Annotated in this window: 26 protein-coding genes and 1 pseudogene; 23 read left to right on the forward strand and 4 right to left on the reverse strand. The window is 56.0% G+C overall.

What is annotated here, in order from left to right:
• Window positions 1-31: 31 nt before the first annotated feature.
• The 4 genes from LOL23_RS17935 to LOL23_RS17950 all read right to left on the reverse strand — a co-directional run bounded on the left by LOL23_RS17935 (window position 32) and on the right by LOL23_RS17950 (window position 6360).
• Window positions 32-3181, reverse strand: coding sequence for an efflux RND transporter permease subunit (locus LOL23_RS17935; RefSeq protein ID WP_237174027.1), 3150 nt, complete (start codon window positions 3179-3181; stop codon window positions 32-34).
• A complete protein-coding gene (locus tag LOL23_RS17940) occupies window positions 3178-4707 on the reverse strand; it encodes an efflux RND transporter periplasmic adaptor subunit (protein ID WP_237174028.1) in 1530 nt (509 codons plus the stop codon). The genes LOL23_RS17935 and LOL23_RS17940 overlap by 4 nt, the downstream gene beginning before the upstream one ends.
• A gap of 9 nt (window positions 4708-4716) precedes the next feature.
• Window positions 4717-6012, reverse strand: coding sequence for a TolC family protein (locus LOL23_RS17945; protein WP_237174029.1), 1296 nt, complete (start codon window positions 6010-6012; stop codon window positions 4717-4719).
• A 75-nt stretch (window positions 6013-6087) separates the two neighbouring features.
• Window positions 6088-6360 (reverse strand): hypothetical protein, encoded by a 273-nt coding sequence (locus tag LOL23_RS17950; RefSeq protein WP_237174030.1) that lies wholly within the window; start codon window positions 6358-6360, stop codon window positions 6088-6090.
• A gap of 217 nt (window positions 6361-6577) precedes the next feature.
• Here LOL23_RS17950 and LOL23_RS17955 point away from each other — a divergent pair, with 217 nt between their 5' ends.
• The 23 genes and pseudogenes from LOL23_RS17955 (at window position 6578) to tnpC (ending at window position 23954) form a co-directional block, all read left to right on the forward strand.
• Window positions 6578-7129: a hypothetical protein gene (locus tag LOL23_RS17955; RefSeq protein WP_237174031.1), complete on the forward strand. Its 552-nt coding sequence runs from the start codon at window positions 6578-6580 to the stop codon at window positions 7127-7129.
• Window positions 7130-7374: 245 nt separating this feature from the next.
• Entirely contained in the window at window positions 7375-7620 is a 246-nt protein-coding gene (locus LOL23_RS17960; protein ID WP_237174032.1) for a DUF2933 domain-containing protein, read from the forward strand.
• Window positions 7621-7733: 113 nt separating this feature from the next.
• Window positions 7734-8111 carry a DUF4148 domain-containing protein gene (locus LOL23_RS17965; RefSeq protein WP_237174033.1) on the forward strand — a complete coding sequence of 126 codons (378 nt, stop codon included), beginning with the start codon at window positions 7734-7736 and terminating at the stop codon, window positions 8109-8111.
• Between the two features lie 107 nt (window positions 8112-8218).
• The gene (locus LOL23_RS17970; protein ID WP_237174034.1) at window positions 8219-9193 is read left to right on the forward strand and encodes a F510_1955 family glycosylhydrolase; all 975 of its coding nucleotides are present in this window, start codon (window positions 8219-8221) and stop codon (window positions 9191-9193) included.
• 318 nt (window positions 9194-9511) lie between these two features.
• On the forward strand, window positions 9512-9895 hold the full coding sequence (locus LOL23_RS17975) for a hypothetical protein (RefSeq protein WP_237174035.1): 384 nt from the start codon (window positions 9512-9514) through the stop codon (window positions 9893-9895).
• An 810-nt stretch (window positions 9896-10705) separates the two neighbouring features.
• Entirely contained in the window at window positions 10706-11320 is a 615-nt protein-coding gene (gene ccmA / locus LOL23_RS17980; RefSeq protein WP_439652107.1) for a cytochrome c biogenesis heme-transporting ATPase CcmA, read from the forward strand.
• The gene (ccmB, locus tag LOL23_RS17985) at window positions 11317-12000 is read left to right on the forward strand and encodes a heme exporter protein CcmB (protein ID WP_237174037.1); all 684 of its coding nucleotides are present in this window, start codon (window positions 11317-11319) and stop codon (window positions 11998-12000) included. The genes ccmA and ccmB overlap by 4 nt, the downstream gene beginning before the upstream one ends.
• Before the next feature lie 10 nt (window positions 12001-12010).
• Window positions 12011-12748, forward strand: a complete 738-nt coding sequence (ccmC, locus tag LOL23_RS17990) for a heme ABC transporter permease CcmC (RefSeq protein ID WP_237174038.1) — start codon at window positions 12011-12013, stop codon at window positions 12746-12748.
• Window positions 12749-12777: 29 nt separating this feature from the next.
• Entirely contained in the window at window positions 12778-12939 is a 162-nt protein-coding gene (ccmD, locus tag LOL23_RS17995) for a heme exporter protein CcmD (protein WP_237174070.1), read from the forward strand.
• Window positions 12923-13369 (forward strand): cytochrome c maturation protein CcmE, encoded by a 447-nt coding sequence (gene ccmE, locus LOL23_RS18000; protein ID WP_237174071.1) that lies wholly within the window; start codon window positions 12923-12925, stop codon window positions 13367-13369. The genes ccmD and ccmE overlap by 17 nt, the downstream gene beginning before the upstream one ends.
• A gap of 5 nt (window positions 13370-13374) precedes the next feature.
• The gene (locus LOL23_RS18005) at window positions 13375-15336 is read left to right on the forward strand and encodes a heme lyase CcmF/NrfE family subunit (protein ID WP_237174072.1); all 1962 of its coding nucleotides are present in this window, start codon (window positions 13375-13377) and stop codon (window positions 15334-15336) included.
• Window positions 15333-15857 carry a DsbE family thiol:disulfide interchange protein gene (locus LOL23_RS18010; RefSeq protein ID WP_237174039.1) on the forward strand — a complete coding sequence of 175 codons (525 nt, stop codon included), beginning with the start codon at window positions 15333-15335 and terminating at the stop codon, window positions 15855-15857. The genes LOL23_RS18005 and LOL23_RS18010 overlap by 4 nt, the downstream gene beginning before the upstream one ends.
• Window positions 15854-16309 carry a cytochrome c-type biogenesis protein gene (locus tag LOL23_RS18015; RefSeq protein WP_237174040.1) on the forward strand — a complete coding sequence of 152 codons (456 nt, stop codon included), beginning with the start codon at window positions 15854-15856 and terminating at the stop codon, window positions 16307-16309. Before LOL23_RS18010 ends, LOL23_RS18015 begins: the two co-directional genes overlap by 4 nt.
• On the forward strand, window positions 16306-17157 hold the full coding sequence (gene ccmI, locus LOL23_RS18020; RefSeq protein WP_237174041.1) for a c-type cytochrome biogenesis protein CcmI: 852 nt from the start codon (window positions 16306-16308) through the stop codon (window positions 17155-17157). Before LOL23_RS18015 ends, ccmI begins: the two co-directional genes overlap by 4 nt.
• Window positions 17158-17176: 19 nt before the next feature.
• On the forward strand, window positions 17177-17791 hold the full coding sequence (locus LOL23_RS18025; protein ID WP_237174042.1) for a TlpA family protein disulfide reductase: 615 nt from the start codon (window positions 17177-17179) through the stop codon (window positions 17789-17791).
• Between the two features lie 35 nt (window positions 17792-17826).
• On the forward strand, window positions 17827-18573 hold the full coding sequence (locus tag LOL23_RS18030; protein WP_237174043.1) for a cytochrome c biogenesis CcdA family protein: 747 nt from the start codon (window positions 17827-17829) through the stop codon (window positions 18571-18573).
• Window positions 18574-18652: 79 nt separating this feature from the next.
• Window positions 18653-19087: a disulfide bond formation protein B gene (locus LOL23_RS18035; RefSeq protein ID WP_237174044.1), complete on the forward strand. Its 435-nt coding sequence runs from the start codon at window positions 18653-18655 to the stop codon at window positions 19085-19087.
• Window positions 19084-19734: a DsbA family protein gene (locus tag LOL23_RS18040; RefSeq protein WP_237174045.1), complete on the forward strand. Its 651-nt coding sequence runs from the start codon at window positions 19084-19086 to the stop codon at window positions 19732-19734. Before LOL23_RS18035 ends, LOL23_RS18040 begins: the two co-directional genes overlap by 4 nt.
• Window positions 19735-19957: 223 nt before the next feature.
• The gene (locus LOL23_RS18045) at window positions 19958-20509 is read left to right on the forward strand and encodes a M23 family metallopeptidase (RefSeq protein WP_237174046.1); all 552 of its coding nucleotides are present in this window, start codon (window positions 19958-19960) and stop codon (window positions 20507-20509) included.
• 64 nt (window positions 20510-20573) lie between these two features.
• Window positions 20574-21107 carry a copper chaperone PCu(A)C gene (locus LOL23_RS18050; protein ID WP_237174047.1) on the forward strand — a complete coding sequence of 178 codons (534 nt, stop codon included), beginning with the start codon at window positions 20574-20576 and terminating at the stop codon, window positions 21105-21107.
• A 562-nt stretch (window positions 21108-21669) separates the two neighbouring features.
• Complete coding sequence (tnpA, locus tag LOL23_RS18055) at window positions 21670-22077, forward strand: IS66-like element accessory protein TnpA (RefSeq protein ID WP_237174048.1); 408 nt, start codon at window positions 21670-21672, stop codon at window positions 22075-22077.
• The gene (tnpB, locus tag LOL23_RS18060) at window positions 22074-22406 is read left to right on the forward strand and encodes an IS66 family insertion sequence element accessory protein TnpB (RefSeq protein WP_237174049.1); all 333 of its coding nucleotides are present in this window, start codon (window positions 22074-22076) and stop codon (window positions 22404-22406) included. Before tnpA ends, tnpB begins: the two co-directional genes overlap by 4 nt.
• A 58-nt stretch (window positions 22407-22464) precedes the next feature.
• Window positions 22465-23954, forward strand: a pseudogene (gene tnpC, locus LOL23_RS18065) (IS66 family transposase).
• The last annotated feature ends 33 nt before the right edge of the window (window positions 23955-23987 follow it).

A 23987-nucleotide genomic window follows, 5' to 3' on the forward strand; every position in this document is an offset into this window, starting at 1 on the left:
GATGGCAGTTGTGTGCCAGAGGTACGCCATGTCAGTGACGATTTGAGTTGGGGTGGTTAAGACGCCGTCGTTGCAACAAGAACCACGCGGCCGGAATCACGAACATCGACAAAAGAGGTGCCGTGACCATGCCACCGATCATGGGCGCGGCGATTCGTTGCATCACTTCCGAACCGGTACCTTGTCCCAACATAATTGGGAACAGGCCGCCCAGAACCACGGCGACGGTCATGGCTTTGGGGCGGACCCGTAGCACAGCTCCCTCGCGTATTGCCTCCACCAGAAGGGACTCGGTGAGCGTTTTACCCGCTTGTAGACGAGTGCTTAACGCTGTTTTTAAGTACAGCAGCATCACGACACCGAATTCGGCCGCCACGCCGACGAGCGCAATAAACCCAACGGCGGTCGCCACCGAGATGGCGTGACCGAGCATCCAGATCAGCCAGAAGCCCCCGACGAGCGCGAACGGAACGGTCAGCATCAGCAGTAGCGCATCAGCCGCCGAGTGGAAGGTAAGAAACAACAGCACAAAGATCAGCGCGAGCGTCATGGGCACCACCATTCGTAGTGTTGCTTCGGCCCGTTCCAGGTATTCGAATTGCCCGGACCAGGCGATCGAATATCCCGCTGGCAGCGCGACTTTCTCGGCTACGGCTTGCTGCATCGCTTTGACTGCGGCCGAGAGATCGGCGCCTTGGATGTCTACATAGACGTACCCGGTCAGTCGGGCGTTTTCGCTGCGTATCATGGGCGGACCATCGGAAATCTTCACGTCCGCAACATCGCCGAGCAAAATCTGAGCCCCTCTGTCGGTAACGATAGGAATCCGGCGTAACTTTTCCAGAGAATCCCGAACTTCGCGCGGGTATCGAACGTTAATGGGAAAGCGCCGCCGACCATCGATCACCTCGCCGATGTTCTCACCGCCAATGGCTGAAGAGACGACTGATTGGATGTCGGTAATAGCAAGCCCGTAGCGAGCCGCCGCAAGGCGGTTGATATCGATATCGATGTAATGGCCACCATTGAGACGTTCCGCCAATGCCGAGGTCACGCCTGGCACAGTCTTTACCGCTGCTTCGACCTGCGTCGCGATGCTGTCGATTTGCGCTAGGTCGCTACCTGAAATTTTGACCCCGACCGGTGTTTTAATCCCCGTGGAGAGCATGTCCAGACGATTCCGGATAGGAGGCACCCAAACATTAGTCAAGCCCGGCACTCTGACGGTTTGATCAAGTTCAGCGATCAGCTTTTGGGGCGTCATGCCCGGGCGCCATTGGTCGCGAGGTTTAAACTGAATGGTGGTCTCGAACATTTCGAGTGGGGCCGGGTCCGTGGCAGTGTCCGCCCGGCCAGACTTACCGAAGACGGTCGCCACTTCAGGAACCGTTTTAATCATCCGGTCGGTCTGCTGCAGGAGCTCGGTGGCTTTTTGAGCTGAGATTCCGGGCAGGGCCGTGGGCATATACAAGAGGTCGCCTTCATCGAGTGCCGGCATGAATTCGCTGCCCAGGCGCGACATGGGAACCAGCGTCAGCATCAGCGCTACTAGCGCGACCCCAATGACCGCCCAAGGATGCCGCAGGGTCGCTTCAAGCAACGGCCGATAGATCCAAATCAATACGCGATTGAGCGGATTGGACATCTCGTGCGGGATGCGTCCGCGAATGAAGTAGCCCATCAGCACCGGCACGAGCGTGACCGAAATCCCGGCAGCGGCCGCGATCGAGTATGTCTTCGTGAAAGCCAAAGGTGCAAACAGTTTCCCTTCTTGCCCTTCGAGCGCAAAAACCGGGATAAACGACAGCGTGATAATGAGCAGCGAAAAGAAGAGGGCCGGTCCGACCTCCGCCGTCGAGGTTGCGATTAGCTCCCAACGTTGAGCTGGCGTAATGGGCTTATCGGGATGCTGCTGCTCATACGCTTCGAGATGCTTGTGTGCGTTTTCTATCATTACGATCGCTGCATCGATCATCGCGCCGATCGCGATGGCAATGCCGCTGAGTGACATCAAATTGGCGTTGACGCCTTGATAGCGCATCACGATGAACGCGGCCAACACGCCCAATGGCAAAGAGAGAATGGCCACCAGGGCGCTACGCAAATGAAAAAGAAATAGCGCGCAGACTAGCCCAACGATAATGAATTCCTCGATGAGCTTGTGCGTTAAATTGTCCACCGCTCGTTTGATCAACTGTGAGCGATCGTATGTCGTGATGACTTCAACGCCGGGAGGCAAAGATCTCTTTAGATCGGCCAGTTTGCTCTTGACCGCGTCGATAGTGGTCAATGCATTTTTTCCTGAGCGCATTACTATGACGCCGCCTGCAACCTCGCCTTCACCGTTCAGCTCGGCTATACCTCGGCGCATTTCCGGCCCGATCTGGATGCGCGCGACATCATCCAGCAAGACCGGTGTCCCGGCTTCATTCGTGCGAAGCACGATCTTCCTAAAATCCTCCAGGGAATGCAGATACCCCGAAGAACGCACCATATACTCGGATTCGGCCAGTTCGACCACCGAGCCGCCCGACTCCTGGTTGGCTTTGCCCAGCGCTTCGCTGACCGTCGCGAGGGTGATTCCATAGGCGCGCAGCTTATCAGGATCCACCACCACCTGGTATTGGCGCACCATGCCGCCGATGGAGGCGACCTCGGAGACGTCCGGCACCGCTTTGAGTTCAAATTTCAAGAACCAGTCGTTAAGCGCTCGCAGTTGCCCTAGGTCGTGCGTGCTGGTGCGATCTACTAAGGCGTACTCATAGACCCAGCCTACGCCGGTCGCGTCTGGCCCGAGCGAAACCGTAGCGCCTTGCGGCAATCGGCTCTGCACTTGATTCAGGTATTCCAGCACGCGCGAGCGCGCCCAGTACTGATCGGTGTGGTCATCGAACAGGACATAGACGAACGCATCGCCAAACGACGAATACGCCCGAATGGTTTTGGCCCCCGGAACGCCGAGCAGAGTGGTGGTAAGCGGGTAGGTCACCTGGTCCTCGACCACTTGTGGCGCTCTGCCAGGGTAGGACGCCTTAATGATCACCTGGGTGTCGGAAAGGTCGGGTAATGCGTCGACCGGGGTGTTCAAAAGTGAGAAGATGCCCCACGCAGTAATAACGAGGGCCGCCAAAAGCACCAGGAACCGGTTATAGATAGACCAATGAATCAGGCGCGCAATCATTGTCCGGCTCCAGTGGTCGGCTCTACGGAGGTCAGTTCGTATCCGTCGCTTGACTGCTTAAAAGCAAAGCGAGCTGTCTGGCCTATCTTCACCTCTGGAAACGCAGTTGCAGAAGGCTTGCTGAACGTCATCGTCATGGCAGGCCAGCTTAGGGCGGGAACCGGCTGATGGGAGAACGTGATGCCAGTGGCCGTGACTTGCTCGACTTTACCGGTTGTCTCGTAGCTCGAGGTGGGCGTGGACGGCATAGCGGCGGCCGTGCTCGCACCATCGCTCGCATTGCTTTGGAGCTTGGGCAGGACGGATTTAAGGCTGGCTTCCGAGTCAATCAGAAACTGACCCGATGCCACCACCTGTTGGCCTTCCTTCAGGCCGCTCACTATCTCGGTACGGCTGCCTATATCATCACCAATCGTGACTTCTACAGGTTCTAACCCGCCATTTTCATTTCTGACGATCACTACAGACCGCTTGCCGGTCGTGATCACCGCTTCCGAAGGCACAAGCAGGCGTGACGTTGCTTTGGCTGCGCTGATATGGGCCCGCATCAGCATTCCCGGTGTCATTGCGAAGTCGGTATTGTCGATTTCCAGGCGCACCTGAAGCGTGCGACTGGTGGCGCTGATTCCGGGCAGAATTTCGCGGATGCGCCCCGTGAAATGTTGTGTTGAATCACCGGCGAACACGGCGTCCACGCCCATGCCTGGGCGCACCTGCAACGCCATCGATTCGGGCACTTCGACCACGAGCCAAAGTTTGCTCAAACCCGCTATCTTGGCGAGCGTTTGGCCCGGTGTGACCATTGCACCGTTGCGCACATTCAGTTCAGTGATTACGCCCGTCGCCGGCGCCCTCAAGATAATATGGCTTTGCGCCTTTCCAGTTCGATCAAGCGCAGCGATCATTTCGTTGGGAATGGACATGGCGCGCATGCGTGCACGGGATGCTGCCAACAGGCCTGAGTCAGCGTGGCCGCGCTTCAAGGCAAGATATTCCTCTTGCGGCGCGAGCCAGCCCGGAACGAATAACGAGGCGATAGGAGCGCCCTTGAGGACCCGCTGCATGGGCGCATTGGCGTGCAACTGGTCAATGTAGCCGGTCACCCGCGATTGGATTACGTCAGCTTGGGATTCGTCAAACTGCGTTGTGCCCACGGCGTCAAAACCTTCCTTGGTTTCTTCGCGCTTCACGCTTGCATAGCGTATCCCTAGATTTTGCTGAAGTGACGGATCAACCTTGATGCCGGCTGCCGCCCCGCCTTCATCCGCATAAACGGGCTGTAGCGCCATGTCCATGAAGGGCGATTTGCCGGGCTTGTCGAAATGTTGACTCGGCACCATCGGGTCATGCCAGTACAGGACTTTTCTATCCGTCTTGGATTCCCCCTTATCGCCGACGGTAGCGGCCAGCGCAGAATCTGACCCGGGGCCCCGTGTACGGTGCGATCCCAAGATGTAGCCGATGCCGAGCAGTGTTCCCACCGCAATGAGCGTCGCCATGGCGCGCACCCAGTTAGTTTGTCGCATGTCTATTCCTTATTGACCGAGCGAAATGTTCTTGGGTATGACCTGGTACTCGAGCTGTGCCCAGATTTGAGCCACATCGCGCTCGAGATCCACGATCTGAAGTTTGGCGTCCAATTGAGAACGCTTGGCATTAAAGACGCTGGCCAGCGTTCCCGTGCCGGCTTTGTACGCGGCGGTCATGAGCCGAACCTGCCGCTCGGCTGCAGGCAGCAAGCTGCGATTCAGATTACGAATCCGTTCCCGCCCATTGGCAAGCGAGGTCGATAGGTTTTGGATATTGGCCTGAACCTCGCGCTGGCTCTCGCGCAACATCAAACGCGCCTTATTGCCTAGGGCGGCCTTTTCAGCCACATCCCGATCCTGTCGGTTCTCTCGCGAGATGGGTAGTGGAATGCTCACGCCGACGGAAACCATGTTGGAGTACTGGCTTCCCCGCTGCTGATAAGTCACCCCCCAGGTCCAGTTCGGCGTTCGGTTGCTACTGGCGACCGAAGTGTCCGCATCGGCGACCGATATCTCGCGCCAAGCGGTGAGTAGCGCGGGTTGAACTTGATTGAGTTCTTCCAATGTAAGGGAACTCACGCGGGATTCCAGCTGCGGTATATCGCCCGAAACTCCATCGACCGGCGACGCAACCCATCGACTCAGTGCGATCAAAGCTGAACGCGACGTCTGCTTCGCCTTAAGCAACTGGTCTTCGGCTTGAGATAGCATGATTTGCGCTTGTGTCACATCGTCGGCACTCGCCTCAGCCCCTTGATAGGAAGCTCGGGTCGCGGCTAGCTCATGTGTCATGTGATTTACTAAGGCCCTTGACAGTTCAAGCGCACGTTGTGCATACGCCGCGTTAAGCCAAGCGATCACTGTCTGTTGGCGAGTGTTAGCGAATTGTGCTAGAGCGCCCGCCCGTTCCTTGTCGAGAACGCGATTTGCAAGGCTTGATCGTCGTTCGCGCTTGTCCGAGGACACCCATTCTTGTTCGATGCCGATGTGACGCATCGTCATGAAGTCCTGGCTGATTGAATAGCGCTGGGGCCCATCGATGGGCACGTTATCGATACCCACTTTAAGCACAGGATCGGGCAGCTCACCGGCCTTGACGACCGCATGGGTGCTAGCGAGCACGGACGCCTGACTGGCCTGTATGGCCGCCGAGCGGTTTGTGGCTTGGGAAAGGGCCGCCTCAAGCGTCAGGCCGACGCCCTGGCCATAGGCGCTTGCGCTGGCGAGCGCCAGCAGCGCAGACAGAGCGCGGCCGCGCATAGTGGCGCGCTGCGATGCGAGCGCGCGTACGAGTTCAAACATGGGTAACTCCGAAAATCGAACGAAAACCAGGACACGGCAGTAGCAGTACGCCTGGGAACGAAAGTCGGAGTCAGATCAAATACGCAGTCTAAGCGTCAGGAGAAACAGTGTTTCTTCTTTGACGCCTTCATCCGGAGCCAAGCCATAGGCACCGACTGGCCACGCCTGCGGCAAGAGAGGAAGAGGGAGGGGATAGGCAATGAAAAAGGCCGGTTCGGACGCCAACGGTTGCGTGGCAGCCCCCGTTGCTTGCTTCTCATCGGAAAAATGCTGCGCGCACAGTGCCGGTTGCGCTTCATCGATCATTGTCGAATGATTCTCGGACTCGGTGCAGTCAGTGCTCTTCATCTGCGAGACCGCAGCCATGGCTTGGAGCTGGGGCAACGGACACACGTAGCTCGCTAACGCCACACGCGAAAATAATAGTGTTGCGAACAACACTAGAATCAATAATCGGTGGGTTCTGGGACGCAGGAAGTACATGATCGATGAGAATTGCAATCAAGAGGAATTATGGGTCAAAGAGGCTCATGCGGTCAATGCATACGGTGCACATTGAGATAGTGTGGTTAATGCTGCAAATTTTTTTCAGAAGGGCTTGACCTTCCCACTGTGGCAAGGTTTAGAGTTTGCCGTATTCACCATACTTGCCTTATTGCCTTATTGTTTTGATCCGTCGACCGAAAGTCACTACCGTATTATGAGAAACGTCTCGCGCAACCTCTCCATTGGCATTGCGTTTATCGCAGTCCTGATGTTTGGTTTGCTGGCGCAGTCTGCGCAAGCTTGCACGCTGCCCAGCAGCATGCAGGTGCAGACGCTGGAGAGGGCAACAGGGCATATGCCCTGCCCATCGAGCACCGACGCTTATTCGGTTGGCGGTTCGAACTGCCTGTTCGTAGACCAGGCGGGCACCGATACCTGCATTACTCAAGCGTGGATACCACGCTCAGAGACCTCTATCCCTTCGTATCCGGACTCCGGCTTCGTGCTTGCGAGACCACACGTCGTGCCGGCCTTTCAGGCCGTTGTGACGGCTATTCCCACCGCTCCAACAATTCGTCACTCTCGACGCAATTCATCCTTGTCTATTCTGCACTGTAGCTTCCAGATTTGAATCGCTGGATTGAGCGACAAACGCCATTCGGCTTTAACGGGCGGTCATAACGCCTGCACGTTGGCCTCAGAATGGCGCTGAGCAGACCCTCCCCAATCTAAATGAAGCGTTGAGCAACGCGATAGGCCCCCGGCTTTATCGGCTGCGCTCTGACGTAATCGCGACGTAGTGCCCTGTGCAATAGCGCATGGGGAATGGACCTCGTCCGCGTACGGTATTCAAGGAGTTCGAACATGAAATGCGATATGAAAACCATGATTAAAGTAGGTGTAGGGCTGGGCATATTGCTCGCCATCGCCTATATCACGCTGCCCGCCGCGCGCGAGCTTATTTCGGCGGCCGGACCATTCCTGCTAATTCTTATTTGCCCGTTATCGATGATGTTCATGATGAAAAGCATGAGCTCATGCAAGAAGGAAAGCGATGTAAGGGCAGAAAAAGTCAGCGATACCTCGCAGATCCGTAAGGTGAAGCCAGGAGGCCAATCATAGACGACCAGTACGCCTGCCTATAAGGGCGGAGCGGCCGGATAAATGAAAACACCTTGCCGTCGCGTAACGGCAATGCATCGCGTCAGTTCAATATTTAGTAGATGGAGTCAATCATGAAAAACGTATTTAGTGCTTTGATAATTTCTTTTTCTTTAGTAGCTGGTGCCGCGCAAGCGGCTAATTCTGATGCCGCTGTGCCAGCCCCTAAGACCCGAGCCCAGGTTGTAGCCGAATTACAGGAGGCTCGTGCTCAGGGTCTTTTAAGTTACGGTGAACTGGATTACCCGGTGGTGCAGCAAGCCCCCAGCTCCAAGACCCGCCAACAAGTACAAGCTGAGTTGGCCGCTGCTCGTGCTGCGGGCACGTTAAGCCATGGGGAATTGGACTACCCACCTGCCGAGCCCGACCATAGTACCAAGACTCGGGCTGAAGTACGGGCCGAGCTTGCTGCGGCCATACAGGCGGGTGAGCTGCCCACAGTTGAATACTAACGGCGAAAGGTCAGTTAACTACAACGATTAATGGTTGATCTTCCGAGGCCACAATATATTCTCTCTCTTCATTGTGTTCCCCGGATGTGAGATCTCAAGGACTAAAGATGATTAATTCGAAAAAAGCGGCGACTACGGCTCTTTGCGCCGTAGGCATCCTCGCCTTATCGAGCCTGGGCTTGCAGTCACTGGCCATGGCAGCGAATTCCGCCGCGTCGTTAAACGGGGGCCATGCGCCATCCAGCGCCGAGACTGCGGTGCAGGTCGAGTTGATGCACATTCACGGGCTCTCTTATAGCCCCGATGGTCAGCAAATCCTCATCCCCAGCCATAACGGTATAGCTATCTATTCGCAGGGTGGCTGGTCTACGATGACCGGCCCCAAGCATGACTATATGGGCTTTTCTGCAACGCGTGATGCGCTATACAGCAGCGGGCATCCAGCGCCCGGATCCAATTTAGTCAACCCTTTCGGCCTTATTAAAAGCAATGATGGCGGTAAGACCTGGCAAAAATTGGGCTTGGAGGGCGAATCCGATTTTCATACCTTGGCAACCAGCTATGGAACCAACGCCATCTATGTGGTGAATCACCAAGCGAATAGCCAAATGAAGACAGCCGGCATTTACGCCACTGAATCAGATGGCGCGACCTGGCAGCGAGTCGCCGCTAACGGACTCAAAACCAAAATCAGTAGTTTGGCCGTGCATCCTAATAATCCCACGCTACTCGCCGCCGGTGCCGGCGAAGGTCTGTATCTATCACGCGATGGCGGCAACCGCTTTAAGCGGGTCGTAGCGACCAAGCAAGTGCTTGGTCAATGGTTCGACCTCGATGGCAACCGTCTATGGTTTGGCAGTTATGCCGGCGGGCCGGCGCTAAGTCGAATTGATTTATCGGGCAGCATGGAGCCCCAGGACATCCGAATTCCGGTAGAACCTGACGACGCTATTGCCTATATTGCACAAAACCCTGTCCGCAATGAGGAGTTCGCTATAGCGACATTCAAGCGTAGTGTTTACGTCAGCCCTGATTCAGGCATTTCTTGGACGCAGATCGCTAATAAGGGCGCGGCTTTATGAGCAGACCCGGGGCGCGCAACGGTCTGCATGAGTTAATGGTCTCTTAACGAGAAGCATATGGAAAACAAGCTGTTGAAGATCCTTTTGATTGTCTTTGCGGTGATTGGCGTGGTTGCGGTCGTCGCGCTTCTCGGGATGGGAATTATGATGAGCAAAATGATGTGCTTTTAAACGCGCTCCCTTGATCATGGAAGTGCGGCCAGTCGGTCGTAGCAGCCTGAAGCAAGTGGAGAACGGATCTTATTTGGATCGGGACGAGAGCCGAAGGGGTCAAAGCCCGTTGTTCAAGAGTTAGTCTATCAACCCTAGGAGATACACATGAACACGAAGGTATTATTTATTGTTCCTCTTACTACGCTTTTATTGGCTATGGGCAGTGCCTCATTTGCTGCCACTCCGAGCGGCGGCGATGCCGCTATGACGAGAAATGGGCCGAGCGCAATGAAGGAGGCTATGTCTAATAGCAGCCCGTCTGGAATGAACCCCATGGCGCAAGGCGGAATGAGCGCCGGTATGATGAACGGCGGCATGATGGGCGACGGCGGAATGATGGGGATGATGGGCGGTTGTCCCATGATGGGCGCCCCAAGTGGCGCGAATGGGAAAGTCGTGATGCAAATGCATGGCGAGATGATGCGCGCCATGGGCGATATTGCCATGAAGTATGCCGATAAATTGGAACCGCCGGCATCATCCAACTGATAGATCGTTTGAGAGCGGTTGGGCGTAAAAGCGTCCCTCCGCGCTCAGAGCGACGCTGGCTCTGCGTCACCGCAGGATTTTTTCGAGCCTAACTCAATTTTTGGCTTGGCTTTTGCCGGATTGGCCTGGGATATTTGCGGATCAAGCCTGTAGTTAGTACAATCCCTAGCGCGATGAAAAAACTGCTTCTTCTCTTTATGCTGCTTATGCTTCCGCTCCAAGCGTCTTGGGGCGTTGTGAGCGTGTATTGCCAGCCGGAGCAGCCAGCGTGCGTAACTCCTTGTTACTCCGATGCGCGAGAAGCCTTCGTCGATACAGCCAGTAGTGGGCAAGACAACGCACCTGCGAAGGCACACGTCGAACACGACGCGCATTCTTGTCACGTGTTGTATTGCATGCCCCTCATCGGTGTTTCGCACACCAGCACATTCCCGCCTTCCTCCAGTTCAGCCCGTCAGTCTGTTGAGACGCGGCATCTATCAGCAATGATCAACGAGCGGCCCGAGCGGCCTCAGTGGTCAGACGTCGCCTAAGTTGGCACGTCGCTGATTCGTTAACGCAGCTACCTCATTTCCGACCGTAGAGTCGTCACGTCGAGCTGATCGGCAGGGCATACTTTGCGCAGCCCCAAGCGCGAACGAGATACTTGCTGCAACGTTAAGTCTTCTACTGCCAGCCATGGTGCAAGTGCACTGGGTTATTGCGCGTGCGCTTTAACCCCTAGGGAATCTGTGTGGGATACGCACGGATCGCCATTGTGGACAAGGGAGATATCGCAATTGCTCAAACTTTTAATGTCGGTGGATGCCGATGCTTGAAGGCATCGATCTCCAGGCCATGCGCGGCGAACGCAGCCTATTTACGCGCCTGAGTTTCCAGGTGGAAACCGGTGAGTGCCTATTCGTGCAAGGTGAAAATGGCAGCGGCAAAACCAGCCTTCTACGCATGTTGGCAGGGCTGACACCGCCGTCGGCTGGAACTGTCCTCTGGAAAGGAAGTCCCATCCAGCAGCTGCGCGATGAATTTCGGCACGAGTTGCTCTTTTGCGGCCATCTTTCGGGCCTGAAAGATGAGTTAAGCGCAATAGAGAACTTGGTCGCTGGGGCATTATTAGCCGACGATCCGGTTGGCTCTTGCCTCGTCCGCGAAGCCTTGCACCAGGCCGGGCTGCAAGGTAGGGAGGACCTTCCGGTACGTTTCTTGTCTCAAGGGCAAAGGCGACGCGTGAGCTTGGCTCGCTTGCTTCTCCAACGGCGCGCGCTATGGATACTGGATGAGCCTTTGGCAGCCCTTGATGCGCAGGCCGTGCGCTGGTTGGCGGAGCTAATTGACTCGCATTTGCGCTCTGGCGGGCTTGCGGTCATAACAAGTCATCAGGACATGGCGCTGGTAAGCAGGCCACACGTTATCCGGATAGGCGTATGAGCGACATCTTTGGATTGGCTGCGCTCAGTGGGGTGATACGGCGCGATGTGAGGCTCGCCATGCGCCGCAAGGCAGATGCGCTAACGCCGGTCATTTTCTTTGTCATTGTGGTGAGCTTGTTTCCCTTAGGCATCGGCCCCGAGCGCGACACGTTACGGCAGATCGCCCCTGGCATCCTGTGGGTGGCGGCGTTACTAGCCAGTATGTTGTCGCTGAATCGGCTGTTCGAACAGGATTATGCCGACGGCACACTCGAACAACTTGTTCTTTCGCCCGCTCCGCTGGGCATGCTGGTAATTGGAAAGGTGGCAGCGCATTGGCTGCTCTCAGGAGCGCCCCTGGTGTTGCTCGCACCGCTACTGGCCTTGCAGTTTGATTTACCGACCTCGTCGCTGTCTGTGTTGGCGATATCTCTGGCGATCGGTACGCCGGTGCTCAGTCTGATTGGGGCGATCGGCGCCAGCTTGACCCTGGGCCTGCGAGGCGGCGGGGTGCTGGTGGCGTTGCTTGTGCTTCCTCTTTATGTGCCGGTCCTGATCTTTGGCGCTGGCTCGGTGGACGCCGTGGCGGCCGGCTTAGATGCCGTTTCACATCTGTCATTGCTGGCTGCGGTACTGGTGCTGGCCGGCTTTTTCGCACCCCTGGCCACGACCGTGGCGCTGCGGATTGCGTTGGAATAAAGGCAATTGAATGATCAACTGGTTTAAGTATGCATCGCCCAGAGCGTTCTTCCCTCTGGCAGGCAGGATGATTCCCTGGTTCGGAGCAGGGGCAGTGTTATTGGCCATCGCCGGGTTATACGTCGGTTTCTTCGTAGCGCCCACCGACGCACAGCAAGGCGAAGGCTATCGAATTATCTTTTTGCATGTGCCCGCCTCCTGGATGTCGATGTTCATTTATCTGGTCATGGCTTTCTGGGCAGCGATGGGGCTGGCCTTCAACAGCCGGCTGTCGGCCATGATGGCGTCGGCTCTGGCGCCCACCGGCGCCATGTTCACATTCCTTTCGCTTTGGACCGGCGCCCTCTGGGGCAAGCCGATGTGGGGAACCTGGTGGGTGTGGGATGCGCGTTTGACCTCGGAGCTGATCCTGTTGTTTCTCTACATGGGGTTCATGGCGCTCCAATCGGCGATTGATGAGCCGCGCCGTGCCGACAAGGCAGGGGCTGTGCTAGCGCTCGTCGGTGTCGTCAATATTCCGATTATCTATTTCTCTGTGCAATGGTGGAACACCTTGCATCAGGGGGCCTCGGTGTCTTTGACGCGGGCTCCATCCATGGCCACGCTCATGCTCGCTGGCATGTTGCTCATGGCCTTGGCATCTTGGATGTATACGGTGGCTGTCGCATTGATGCGTGTACGTTGCATCGTGCTGGAACGCGAACGGCATGCCAGTTGGCTAGAAGAAATAAGCGAGGTGAAACGATGAGATGGAGTAGCGCGGCTGAGTTCTTTGCGATGGGCGGCTATGGGCTGTACGTATGGGGATCAGTGGCAGTAACCGTCGCGGTCCTCGTCCTCGAGCTACTCGTGCTCCGTCGGCGTCGCAAGAGCGCCTTACTACAGATAGAGCGCCAATCAATCTTGGAAAGGGATGGCATCAATGAAAAACAGACATAAGCGCATTGCGCTCATCGTGGGCGGCGTGGCTGCCTTAAGCGTCGCTACGGCGCTAGTGCTCAATGCATTTCAAAGCAACCTTGTGTTCTTTTTTACCCCCACGCAAGTTAGTGCTGGCGAAGCGCCCAAAGAGCGCAGCTTTCGCATCGGCGGGATGGTGCAAACGGGCAGTGTGCAGCGTCAAAGTGACGGTCTCACCGTGAAATTTACCGTAACCGACACGGCCAAGACCATACCTGTTACCTATACGGGAATTTTGCCCGATTTGTTTCGCGAAGGGAAAGGGGTTGTGGCTCAGGGCAGGCTTGAACCAGGCGGACTATTTCGCGCCGAGGAAGTCCTTGCCAAGCACGATGAAAACTACATGCCGCCCGAAGCCCAGCATGCGCTGGATCAGGCAGCCAAGAACTCACCACCAACGAGGCCATGACGACCATGATTCCTGAAATCGGCCATTTTTCTCTGATTTTGACCTTGTTCGTGGCGCTAGCCCAAGGCGGGTTCGCGCTTGCCGGCGCTGCTAACGGCAATGCACGGTGGATTGCGTTTGCCCGACCCGCCGCGCGCGTCCAGTTCCTGTTGGTCATCATCAGCTTTGCGAGCCTCGCCTGGGCGTTCGTCGCTATGGATTTCTCGGTCGCTTATGTCGCGCAAAACTCGAACTCACAGTTGCCTCTGTTTTATCGGATCGCCGCGGTCTGGGGAGGACATGAAGGTTCGCTCCTATTGTGGATGCTCATGCAAACCGGCTGGGCGTATGCGGTCAGTGTGTTCTCACGACAACTGCCCGACGCGATGGTGGCACGCGTACTGGGTGTGCTGGGGCTGGTGGCTGCCGGGTTCCTGCTCTTCGTTTTGCTGACATCCAACCCTTTTGAACGGCTGGTGCCGCCGCCTATGGAAGGGTTGGACCTAAATCCGCTGCTGCAGGACGTGGGATTGATATTTCATCCGCCGCTGCTGTATATGGGCTACGTGGGATTCTCTGTGGTGTTTGCGTTTGCGATTGCGGCGCTTCTCGCGGGGCAATTAGACGCCACGTGGGCCCGGTGGTCTCGGCCGTGGGGCACGGCCGCGTGGTTATTTCTGACCTTGGGCATTGCTTTGGGCAGCTGGTGGGCCTACTACGAGCTGGGTTGGGGCGGCTGGTGGTTCTGGGATCCGGTAGAGAACTCCTCCTTTATTCCATGGCTGGTGGGCACTGCCTTGATTCATTCGTTAGCCGTCACCGAAAAGCGGGGCAGTTTTAAGAGCTGGACTGTACTGCTCGCCATTAGCACCTTCTCGCTCTCCTTGCTGGGCGCATTTCTCGTACGCTCGGGCGTGCTGACATCCGTACACGCCTTTGCCACCGATCCGCGCCGGGGCGTGTTCATCCTGTTGCTCTTTACCGTGGTGGTGGGCAGCTCCTTATTCTTGTATGCGCTACGCGCCCCAAAGGTCGGGCTTGGTGGGCGGTTCGATCTTGTGTCACGCGAATCCCTATTGCTCGTCAATAACGTATTGATGGCCGTCGCCGCAGGCTCGATCATTTTGGGCACGCTCTATCCGCTTTTTATCGATGCCTTGGGGCTAGGCAAGCTCTCCGTGGGCCCTCCGTACTTTAACGCTGTCTTTGTTCCGCTTATGGTGCCGGCATTGCTGCTGATGGCGGTGGGGCCGATTGCCAATTGGAAGTCGGCCAAAGTAGGGGCCATGCTGAGACGGTTGTATGTTCCGGCTGCCGTGGCGTTCGGGGTCGGCATCGCGACGCCGATTGCGTTAGGTCGCTGGTCCCCGATGGTGGCCTTAGGCATAGCACTGGCCACGTGGATTGCAACGGCTGTTGTTATCGGAATCATTGAGCGCATGCGAGCGACACGCAGCGGATTGCTGGCGCAACCCCGCAGTTGGCTTGGCATGCACGTGGCGCATCTGGGAATTGCCGTATTCGTGGCGGGTGTCGCGCTCGTCATGGGCTACGAAACCGAGCAGGATATTCGCATGGCGCCCGGCGACACCGTGACCGCGGGCGGCTACGACCTGAAGTTTCTAGGGGTACGAAAAACCCCGGGGCCGAATTATGTCGCTGACATGGGGGACATCGAAATGTCGCGCGACGGAAAGATCCTGCGGCTGCTCCATCCTGAGAAACGGACCTATACCTCATCGGCGATGCCGATGACTGAGGCGGCAATTGATGCTAACGGATTGCGTCATGTATACGTTGCCTTGGGTGAGCCACTGGCCGATGGCGCGTGGAGCATACGCGTTTACTACAAGCCCTTCGTAGACTGGATCTGGGGCGGCTGCATACTGATGGCCCTGGGCGGATTGCTGGCTATTAGCGATCGACGCTACCGGCTTAAAAAGCGAGCGCGACGTGCCTCTGCAAAGCTTGCGGAGGCCACTTCGTGAACCGTTTCTTATGGCCATTGGTGGGTTTTGTTGCGTTGGTCGGCTTTCTCGCCGTGGGTCTCACATTAAGACCCAGCGAAGTGCCGTCACCATTAATTGACAAACCGGCGCCTAACTTTACGTTGCCGCAATTGGCATCGCCCGAGCAGACTTTTTCGCCTGAGGCGATGAAAGGAAAGGTGTGGCTGCTCAACGTCTGGGCCTCGTGGTGCTACGCCTGCCTGGAGGAGCATCCAGTCATTATGGATTTAGCCAAGACACATGCCGTTCCTATTGTGGGGCTCAATTACAAGGACGTGCGCAGCGAAGCCTTGGCATGGTTGGAACGCCATGGGGACGCGTATACGCTTTCAATATCCGACACACAAGGACGGGTGGGCATAGACTTTGGCGTCTATGGCGTGCCAGAAACCTTCGTCATCGACAAGGCCGGTGTCATTCGCTACAAGCACATCGGTGCGGTCACGCCAAGCGCCGTGCGCGACAAGCTTCTGCCGTTGATCAGGGAGTTGCAGCAATGAAGCGTTTGTGGATGGCCTTGCTTTGCGCGGTGATCGCGATGCCGTCGTGGGCGGCGGCCTCTAACGCAGAAAAGCGCATGCTGGACATCGCGGCAGAACTGCGATGTCTGGTGTGCCAAAACGAATCGATCGCTGCTTCAAGAGCTGACTTGGCGGTCGATTTGCGTCAGCAGATTCGCGAGCAGATTCAAGCCGGCCGTAGTGACGCAGAGATTCGCGCGTATATGGTCCAGCGCTACGGCGACTTCGTGCTCTATCGCCCACCTTTTAAAGCCACCACGCTCCTGCTTTGGCTTGGACCCGCGCTGCTCCTCCTATTTGGTCTCATCGTATTGGCGGTATCGCTGATTCGCCGTAAGAAAAGAGTGATGAACGCGTTATTAAGCGAGGAAGAGCGTGAGCGGGCGGACGCGCTCTTGCAGCGCACCATCAGTACCGGAAAAGAACCATGAGCCTTATCTTTATTCTAATTGCCGCACTTCTTGTGGCCGGTGTCGTTCTGCCACTGGGTCTTGTGCTTTGGCGAAGCCCTCAGAGCGATAGCAATGTTGAGCATCAGGCGGTCAATGCAGCCGTATTACGCGACCAGTTGCTCGAGTTGGAGCATGACCGCCTGAGCGGCACCCTATCCGTGCGTGACCACGCTGAAGCCAGGCAAGAGCTCCAACGACGGGTACTCGAAGAGGTCGAACCCGGTCGAACCGGCACTTGGGCGGGGCAGGGCGGCAAGTATGCCGCCATCGCGCTGTCCATCGTGCTTCCGCTTGCGGCCGCGTTGACCTACCTGGCGATAGGTAATCCTGCCGCGATTGTTCCGACCGCGTTGCAAAGCCCTGCAAGCGTTACGCAGGCCGATGTGCAAGCCATGGTGGATTCGCTCGCCGCGCGGCTCGCACGCAACCCCGACGATCCAGCAGGCTGGCTCATGCTGGCGCGTTCTTACCGACATTTTGAGAGGTATGAAGACGCGGCTAACGCCTTCGGCAAAGCAGGCGCCGCCATAGAAACGGATCCCCTGGTCTTGTCGGAGTATGCAGAAACGCTGGCCAGAAGTAGCAGGGAAGGCTTCAAAGGCAAGCCTACGCAACTGCTCGGGCAGGCGTTAAGCCTTAATCCCAAAGAACCCTTCGCGTTGACGTTGGCTGGCGCGGCAGCGCTTGAGCGGCGTGATTATGAGGCGGCTGTCCAGTACTGGCAACAGTTGCTGGAATTGCTTCCCCCTGACTCCGATGCCTCGCGTGCAGTGGCCAATAGCATAGAGCGGGCGCGTCGCGAACAAGTCCAGCCCGCATCTCAATAGTGCTGAATATCGGACCTTAATGATGAAGCATACTTTTAGGAAAATCGGTTGGATCGCCGTGGCGTTGGCCAGTGTGGGCGCCATTGCGGTGGCTCTATATCGTTACCAGGATAATAACGCCTCAAAGGGCGTTCCCGGAAGCGTACTCAATGTTGCGGTGGACATAGGCGATCAGCGCTTTATGCGTTGGCATACTCCCCGCGAACTGCCTGCCATCTCGTTTCAGAACGAGGCCGGCAAAACAATAAGTCTGGCTGATTTTCGGGGCCGTGTTGTTCTGCTTAACATTTGGGCCACCTGGTGCCCACCGTGCCGAGAAGAAATGCCGTCGCTTGATCGCTTAAATGCCAAACGAGGTGGCCCAGAATTCGAGGTGGTGGCCTTATCGATTGATCGGGACTCCGCTCTGGTCAAGCCGTTCTATCAGGAGTTCGGCATACAAACCTTGCGCGGCTATTTCGATCCAACTTCACAGGTTTCCAATATCCTTCGCGCTCCGGGCGTTCCCACGACCTTGCTGATCGACCAAGAAGGCCGCGAAATAGGGCGCGCCATGGGTCCGGCCGCCTGGGACAGCCCGCAGGTCGAAGCCTTGATTGATGCGGCGCTGATGCGTGCGCCCCGGGGGGGTTAGGCCAATGAAAAAAGGCGTTCTTTTGAGGCTGTACGATGCTTGAGCTAACTGTATTTGGGTTATTGACGGCATTCGTCGCGGGCATCGCGTCGTTCCTATCGCCGTGTGTTTTACCGCTCGTGCCAGGCTACCTTTCTTATATTGGCGGCGGCTCGGTAGCGCCTTCCGAGTCGCCCACAGAAGCGCGCATCGCACGATGGCGAACGGTGGGTCTGAGTGCGTGCTTCGTTCTAGGCTTTTCTTTAGTCTTTCTCGTCCTGGGCGCCAGCATCACTGCGATTGGACGCCTGTTCTTGTCCTATCGCTATGAGCTCAATATCGTCGCGGGAGTCATTATTGTCATTGCTGGCCTGCTGATTATGGGCGTGGTGCGAGCGCCCTTATGGACGCAACGCTATTACCGCTTTGAGCCGGGGTCAAGTGGAGGCAGTCCGTGGTCGGCTGGTGTGCTCGGCATGGCCTTTGGCTTTGGATGGACGCCTTGTATCGGGCCGGTGCTAGGAGGCATTTTGGCGCTGGGCGCTACGGCGCAGAGTGTAGGCCAAGGCATGCTGTTGTTAGGCGTGTATGCATTAGGGCTGGGCGTTCCATTTCTGCTTTCGGCCTACTTCATGACGCGGTTTATGCGCCGTCTAGGCGCGCTGCGGCGGACAGGCCGCTACTTCCAAATAGCGACTGGCACGATTTTGGTGGTGATGGGCATCGCCGTGGCCAGCGGGCAATTGGTTCGTTTTGCGATTTGGCTGCTTAAGACGTTTCCGGCCTTGGGAAGCATTGGCTAAGTTGGCTCTATGTTCAAACACATTGCAATCACGATCTCGATCTGTTGTCGTTGAAGCAAATTCTTAAGGATCCACATCTATGGCGATAGCCAATCAACTTTCGGGATCTCGGTGGGGTTTTGTATTTGCAGCATGGCTCATTGCGCTTACTGCAACCCTTGGCGCCTTGTTTCTCAGCGAAGCGATGGGGTTCATCCCTTGCGAGCTGTGCTGGTACCAGCGCATTTTTATGTTTCCCCTGGTCTTCATCTTGGCAATCGGGCTAGCGACATCCGATGATGGCGTTCTTAAATATGCATTACCACTCGTGGCCGCTGGATGGTTTGTAGCCCTGTATCACAATCTCCTGTATGTCGGCTTTATTCCTGAAGCGCTTCAGCCTTGTGGACAAGGACCGTCTTGCGCCGAGGTGAATCTAGACCTATTCGGTTTTATCTCCATTCCTCTATTGTCATTAGTGGCATTTACTGCAATCGCCGCGTTGCTCTTAATCAAAAAAGGTACTTCAAAGTGAAAAAACAGACTATTGTCGTTTTAACCAGCATTGTCGCGGTCATGGCTTTTTCTGTGAGCGCCTTCATATACGAGCAGAGCCAAACTCGAAAAAAAGCACAGGCGGCAAGTACTAACATCAGTGAGCTCGTGCGCATGCATTCACCAGTATTCGGTTCGGCAGGCGCAAAAGTCACGATCGTGGAATTTTTCGACCCTGCTTGTGAGACTTGCAGGTCCTTCTATCCTGCCGTCAAAGAGTTAGTGAATACCAACCCAGGCAAGGTGAAGCTCGTGGTTCGATATGCTCCGTTCCATGAGGGATCAGAGGAGATGGTCAAGATTCTTGAAGCTTCCAGGCTCCAGAATAAGTACTGGTCAACGTTAGAGACTGTGCTGAAGACCCAGCCGCAATGGGCGTCACACGACAATCCGCAGGTCAACTTGATCTGGGATCACCTTGCTGCGGACCTGGACATTGAGAAGGCGCGGAAAGACATGAATGAGCCGACAGTGCTGGCTATCCTAGAGCAGGACAAGGCTGACCTTCGTTCATTGGAAATAGCTCAAACGCCTACTTTTTTTGTTAACGGGAAGCCATTGCCCAAATTCGGTTATGAGCCGCTCAAGACACTTGTGGAAGAAGAAGTGAAAGCGGCCTACAACTGAGGCGGAGCGACGATTTAGACGCCGTCTTGCGGACATCCGCTCTGCTCTATTGGCCGTGCTTACTAACTGCCTCTGTTGCGTAGCGGCAAGGAAAAGAAGGCGCGACTCAGCTCGAAAAGTAACTCGAAATATTATGTCCTGGTATAGAAAATTATTGATCCTTGGCAATCGACCAAAGCCATTTGGCGCTGCAACCATGATTCTTTTAGCGACGAGCTCTTTGATGTCTTCCAACGCACTTGCAGAGGTATTGAGCTTTTCGATTGTCCACGAAGAATTTCAACTCCATAAAACGAACGCCGCTAGTGGCACTCCACGGGTAGACCGGCTTCGCAAGTCATTCTTTATTTCGCCCATCAAGGAAAGTGAACTCCAAGTGAGCTCCAAATTCGGCATGCGTCGTCACCCGGTTCTGAAGAAGCAGAAAACCCATGATGGCGTCGACTATACAGCGCCCAAGGGCACGCCGATCCAAGCAACAGCGGATGGCACGGTGGCGTTTATCGGCCGTCAAAACGGCTATGGAAAAGTTGTCATTATTGAGCACACTGCTAATCTGTCTACAGTCTATGCGCATCAAAGTCGGTTCGCATCCGGTTTGAAGAAGGGCGATTCGGTTGTAAGAGGCGACACCATTGGCTATGTCGGATCGACCGGCATGGTGACCGGTAATCATTTGCATTATGAAGTCCGAATGGACGACCAGCCGATTAATCCATTGAAGGTAGATCGGCTGTTCGTTGAAAACGAGTATTTTTCCGGAAACATAAATTGATGAGACATGAGGGCGCGGTTCCTTCACCCCCGCGCTCGCCCATATTTAGCAACGTGAGAGGATCATGAAGAAAATAGTCTTTGGTATTTTGATGTTTTACAGCGCTTCGGCCGTCTATGCAGCCAACGTTCACGGCCAACACGGCTCTGCTGCGTCTGCGCAGAACCAAGAAAAGACAGCCCAACCTGCCAGTACGAGCCAGGATAATAAAGGATCTGTATCCCAAACATTAACAGTTTCAGGCTGCTGGATTCGCTCCTTGCCGAAGCCCGTACCTTCAGCGGCCTACTTTGTGATAAAGAATACCGGCACGAACGACGCGAAGCTGACTAGCTTGGCCATGTCCGAGTTTGACGAGGTATCGTTACATCAGACGACCAATGAGGACGGCAAGAGCAAAATGGCCATGGCGCATAACACGCTGATTCCGGCAGCCGGGGAGTTGAAATTTAGACCCGGCAGCTATCACGCCATGCTTGAAAAACCCAACCAAACCCTGGCGATCGGCTCTCAAGTTAAAGCTGAATTTACATTTGGCTCAGGCGAAACAACCATGGCAATGTGTGAAGTCAAACCGCCTAATACGGTATCGGAGTAGCCTTCCTCACAATTACGAGGAGTTAAAATTCACAATTGCTCAAGCAGTCAATAATGATGGCAAACACATAGGCAGTGGTTGGCGAAACCCGAAATCCCCCGGGCAGTAAGCGCGTTAAAATGATAAGGGTGCCAGCCAGCACCTTCTATCAGGGACAGAGCCGAACGCCTCAGCAAAGTACGAATGGACGGGTCCAATCTTTACGTTAAGCCATTATGATTGAAAGCCCGGCAAACCGGGAGCGTCCATGTAGGGACGAATTACCGCTGAAGACGGGCCCTTCCAGCCGTCCTCATTGAGCGAGTGCGCGCTCGTTTACTGCTGAGCGCTGCAAGACGCAATGACTCATCGCGTTTCCTTTTCTCCAAGCGATGAGCAGTTTTAGCGCTATACCACTACATCGCCGCTGCTGCCCTGCCTCACACCGCAAGTCAGTACACCGAGCTATCGTAAGCTGGTGTGAACGTCTTTAGTCGCGCTCATGGGTAAGCGTTCAGCGAACACATATTGATGCAGGCCCGCAGATCTAAGAGCATAAGTGTCCATTTAAATAGGTGGACACGTGTACTCTTCAGACATTCTTGAGCCGAACGCGCCAAGGCGGCGCCGACGATATGATCCGCAGTTCAAGGCCGACCTGGTGGCGCACTGTCAGCAGCGCGGCATCTCTGTCGCCTCCGTTGCGCAGGACCACGGCATCAATGCCAATCTGCTGCGTCGCTGGATCCAGGAGCATGAGCGTTATGGCGAACCCGAGACTCTCGTTCGGTCGATACCGGCCAAACGGGATATAGCCGCTCAATTTATTGCGCTACCTGCTCCTAGCGTGCATCCCAAGACAGCGCAGCAGCCAGAAGCGACGCCTCCGATTACGATCACCCTTGAGCGAGCAGGTTTGAAGGCCTCAATTCAGTGGCCGCTAAGCCACGCTGAACAATGCGCAGCCTGGCTACGAGACGTCATGCGATGATCCGCGTCGACCAGATCTGGCTGGCCGTCGAACCGATAGACATGCGAGGTGGCACCGAGACGGTGTTAGCTCGTGTCGTCCAGGTCTTCGGTGCCGCCCATCCGCATCATGCCTACGTGTTTGCGAACAAGCGCGGCAATCGTCTGAAGGTCTTGGTGCATGACGGGTTAGGCGTATGGTTGGCAGCCCGACGCTTGAATCAGGGCCGATTCGTCTGGCCTCGACCTGGCCAGGATAATCTGTCCTTAGATGAAGAGCAGTGGCAGGCGTTGGTGGTGGGTTTACCGTGGCATCGCTTGGGCATGTTTGCGGTGATTGACGCGATATAAAACAATCGGGGCATGCGCCAATGGCGAGCTACGCCTGTGCCGTGGCACACTGATGCCTATGACTACACCCACGCCGAACCTGGACGATCTTGATGCCCACGCCTTGCGTGAGCAGGTTCGCGCCTTGATGGCACAGTTGGGTGAGAAGGACCAGACCTTAGTCCGCCAGCAACAAGAGATTCTCTACAAAGACACCAAGATTGCCCAGCTCACGCACGAGATAGCGGGGTTGCGCCGTTACCAGTTCGGTAAAAAGGGAGAGCGTCTCTCGGGCGAGCAAGGCAGCTTGCTTGACGAGACCGTTGCGGCAGACATCGCTGCCATTGAGTTAGAGCTGGAACAGTTACGTGCAGCACCTGCGGTCAGCCAACCTAAACAACAACCCAAGCGTGCAGCCCTACCGCCCGAGCTGCCCCGCATCGAACACCGCCACGAGCCTGACTCCACAACATGTGCCTGCGGCTGCCAGTTGCAGCGCATCGGTGAGGACGTAGCCGAGAAGCTGGACTATGTGCCGGGCGTATTTAGTGTTGAACGTCACATCCGGGGCAAGTGGGCCTGCAAGCAGTGCCAGACATTGACCCAAGCTCCGGTTCCCGCTCACGTCATTGATAAGGGCATGGCCAGCACCGGCCTGCTGGCTCAGGTACTGGTAGCTAAATACGCCGACCACCTGCCGCTGTATCGCCAGGAGAAGATCTTCGAGCGTGCAGGAGTCAAGCTGGCCCGCTCTACGATGGCCGAATGGGTCGGTGTCTGTGGTGTGCAGTTGCAGCCTCTGGCCGACGCTTTGCGCGAAGCGCTTCTAGCGCACCGCGTCATGCATGCAGACGAAACGCCGGTTCAAATGCTCAAACCGGGCAGCAAGAAGACGCATCGCGCTTACTTGTGGGCGTATGCCCCAGGTGCCTTCGAGGAGCTGAAGGCAGTCTGATCTGCGATGATTACTCAGGCTATAAAGCGCTCTTTACGCAAGGCGTGCTTGAGATTGGCTGCATGGCTCACGCCAGGCGTAAGTTCTTCGAGTTGCATGCATCGAACAAGAGCCAGTTGGCCGAGCAGGCCCTGCAATACATCGGCCAGCTTTACGATATTGAGCGACAGGTTAAAGACTTACCCGCGGATGAGCGAAGGCGAATACGTCAAGAACAGGCCAGACCTCTGGTCGACACCTTGCACCAGTGGATGCTGGCGCAGCGCCAGCGTGTTCCCGAAGGGTCTGCCACGGCCAAAGCCTTGGATTACAGCTTAAAACGCTGGGGTGCGCTCACGCGCTACCTGGACGATGGGCAGTTGCCCATCGATAACAACCGTATCGAACAGCAGATTCGACCCATTGCCGTGGGCCGCAATAACTGGCTGTTCGCTGGCTCTCTGCGGGCAGGAAAACGTGCTGCTGCCGTGATGACACTGATCCAGTCAGCCAAGCTCAACGGGCATGATCCGTACGCCTATCTAAAGGATGTGCTCACACGTTTGCCGACACAACCGGCCAGTCGTATCGATGAACTCTTGCCGCACAACTGGGCACCGCAGACGACTGATTAAAGACAACGGCCCCTAACGGGGCCGTGTCAATAT

The sequence above is a fragment of the Paracandidimonas lactea genome, from assembly GCF_021653995.1.
GTDB lineage: Bacteria > Pseudomonadota > Gammaproteobacteria > Burkholderiales > Burkholderiaceae_B > Allopusillimonas > Allopusillimonas lactea.

Coding starts and splice junctions, on each gene's coding strand:
- ccmD (WP_237174070.1), top strand. CDS start 12,778: ATGGGCGGCTATGGGCTGTACGTATGGGGATCAGTGGCAGTAACCGTC.
- LOL23_RS18030 (WP_237174043.1), top strand. CDS start 17,827: ATGCTTGAGCTAACTGTATTTGGGTTATTGACGGCATTCGTCGCGGGC.
- ccmE (WP_237174071.1), top strand. CDS start 12,923: ATGAAAAACAGACATAAGCGCATTGCGCTCATCGTGGGCGGCGTGGCT.
- ccmC (WP_237174038.1), top strand. CDS start 12,011: ATGATCAACTGGTTTAAGTATGCATCGCCCAGAGCGTTCTTCCCTCTG.
- LOL23_RS18025 (WP_237174042.1), top strand. CDS start 17,177: ATGATGAAGCATACTTTTAGGAAAATCGGTTGGATCGCCGTGGCGTTG.
- ccmA (WP_439652107.1), top strand. CDS start 10,706: ATGCTTGAAGGCATCGATCTCCAGGCCATGCGCGGCGAACGCAGCCTA.
- LOL23_RS17975 (WP_237174035.1), top strand. CDS start 9,512: ATGAACACGAAGGTATTATTTATTGTTCCTCTTACTACGCTTTTATTG.
- ccmI (WP_237174041.1), top strand. CDS start 16,306: ATGAGCCTTATCTTTATTCTAATTGCCGCACTTCTTGTGGCCGGTGTC.
- LOL23_RS18015 (WP_237174040.1), top strand. CDS start 15,854: ATGAAGCGTTTGTGGATGGCCTTGCTTTGCGCGGTGATCGCGATGCCG.
- LOL23_RS17950 (WP_237174030.1), bottom strand. CDS start 6,360: ATGAAGAGCACTGACTGCACCGAGTCCGAGAATCATTCGACAATGATC.
- LOL23_RS18005 (WP_237174072.1), top strand. CDS start 13,375: ATGATTCCTGAAATCGGCCATTTTTCTCTGATTTTGACCTTGTTCGTG.
- LOL23_RS17970 (WP_237174034.1), top strand. CDS start 8,219: ATGATTAATTCGAAAAAAGCGGCGACTACGGCTCTTTGCGCCGTAGGC.
- LOL23_RS17935 (WP_237174027.1), bottom strand. CDS start 3,181: ATGATTGCGCGCCTGATTCATTGGTCTATCTATAACCGGTTCCTGGTG.
- LOL23_RS18050 (WP_237174047.1), top strand. CDS start 20,574: ATGAAGAAAATAGTCTTTGGTATTTTGATGTTTTACAGCGCTTCGGCC.
- tnpB (WP_237174049.1), top strand. CDS start 22,074: ATGATCCGCGTCGACCAGATCTGGCTGGCCGTCGAACCGATAGACATG.
- LOL23_RS17940 (WP_237174028.1), bottom strand. CDS start 4,707: ATGCGACAAACTAACTGGGTGCGCGCCATGGCGACGCTCATTGCGGTG.
- LOL23_RS18035 (WP_237174044.1), top strand. CDS start 18,653: ATGGCGATAGCCAATCAACTTTCGGGATCTCGGTGGGGTTTTGTATTT.
- LOL23_RS17965 (WP_237174033.1), top strand. CDS start 7,734: ATGAAAAACGTATTTAGTGCTTTGATAATTTCTTTTTCTTTAGTAGCT.
- LOL23_RS17960 (WP_237174032.1), top strand. CDS start 7,375: ATGAAAACCATGATTAAAGTAGGTGTAGGGCTGGGCATATTGCTCGCC.
- LOL23_RS18045 (WP_237174046.1), top strand. CDS start 19,958: ATGTCTTCCAACGCACTTGCAGAGGTATTGAGCTTTTCGATTGTCCAC.
- ccmB (WP_237174037.1), top strand. CDS start 11,317: ATGAGCGACATCTTTGGATTGGCTGCGCTCAGTGGGGTGATACGGCGC.
- LOL23_RS17945 (WP_237174029.1), bottom strand. CDS start 6,012: ATGTTTGAACTCGTACGCGCGCTCGCATCGCAGCGCGCCACTATGCGC.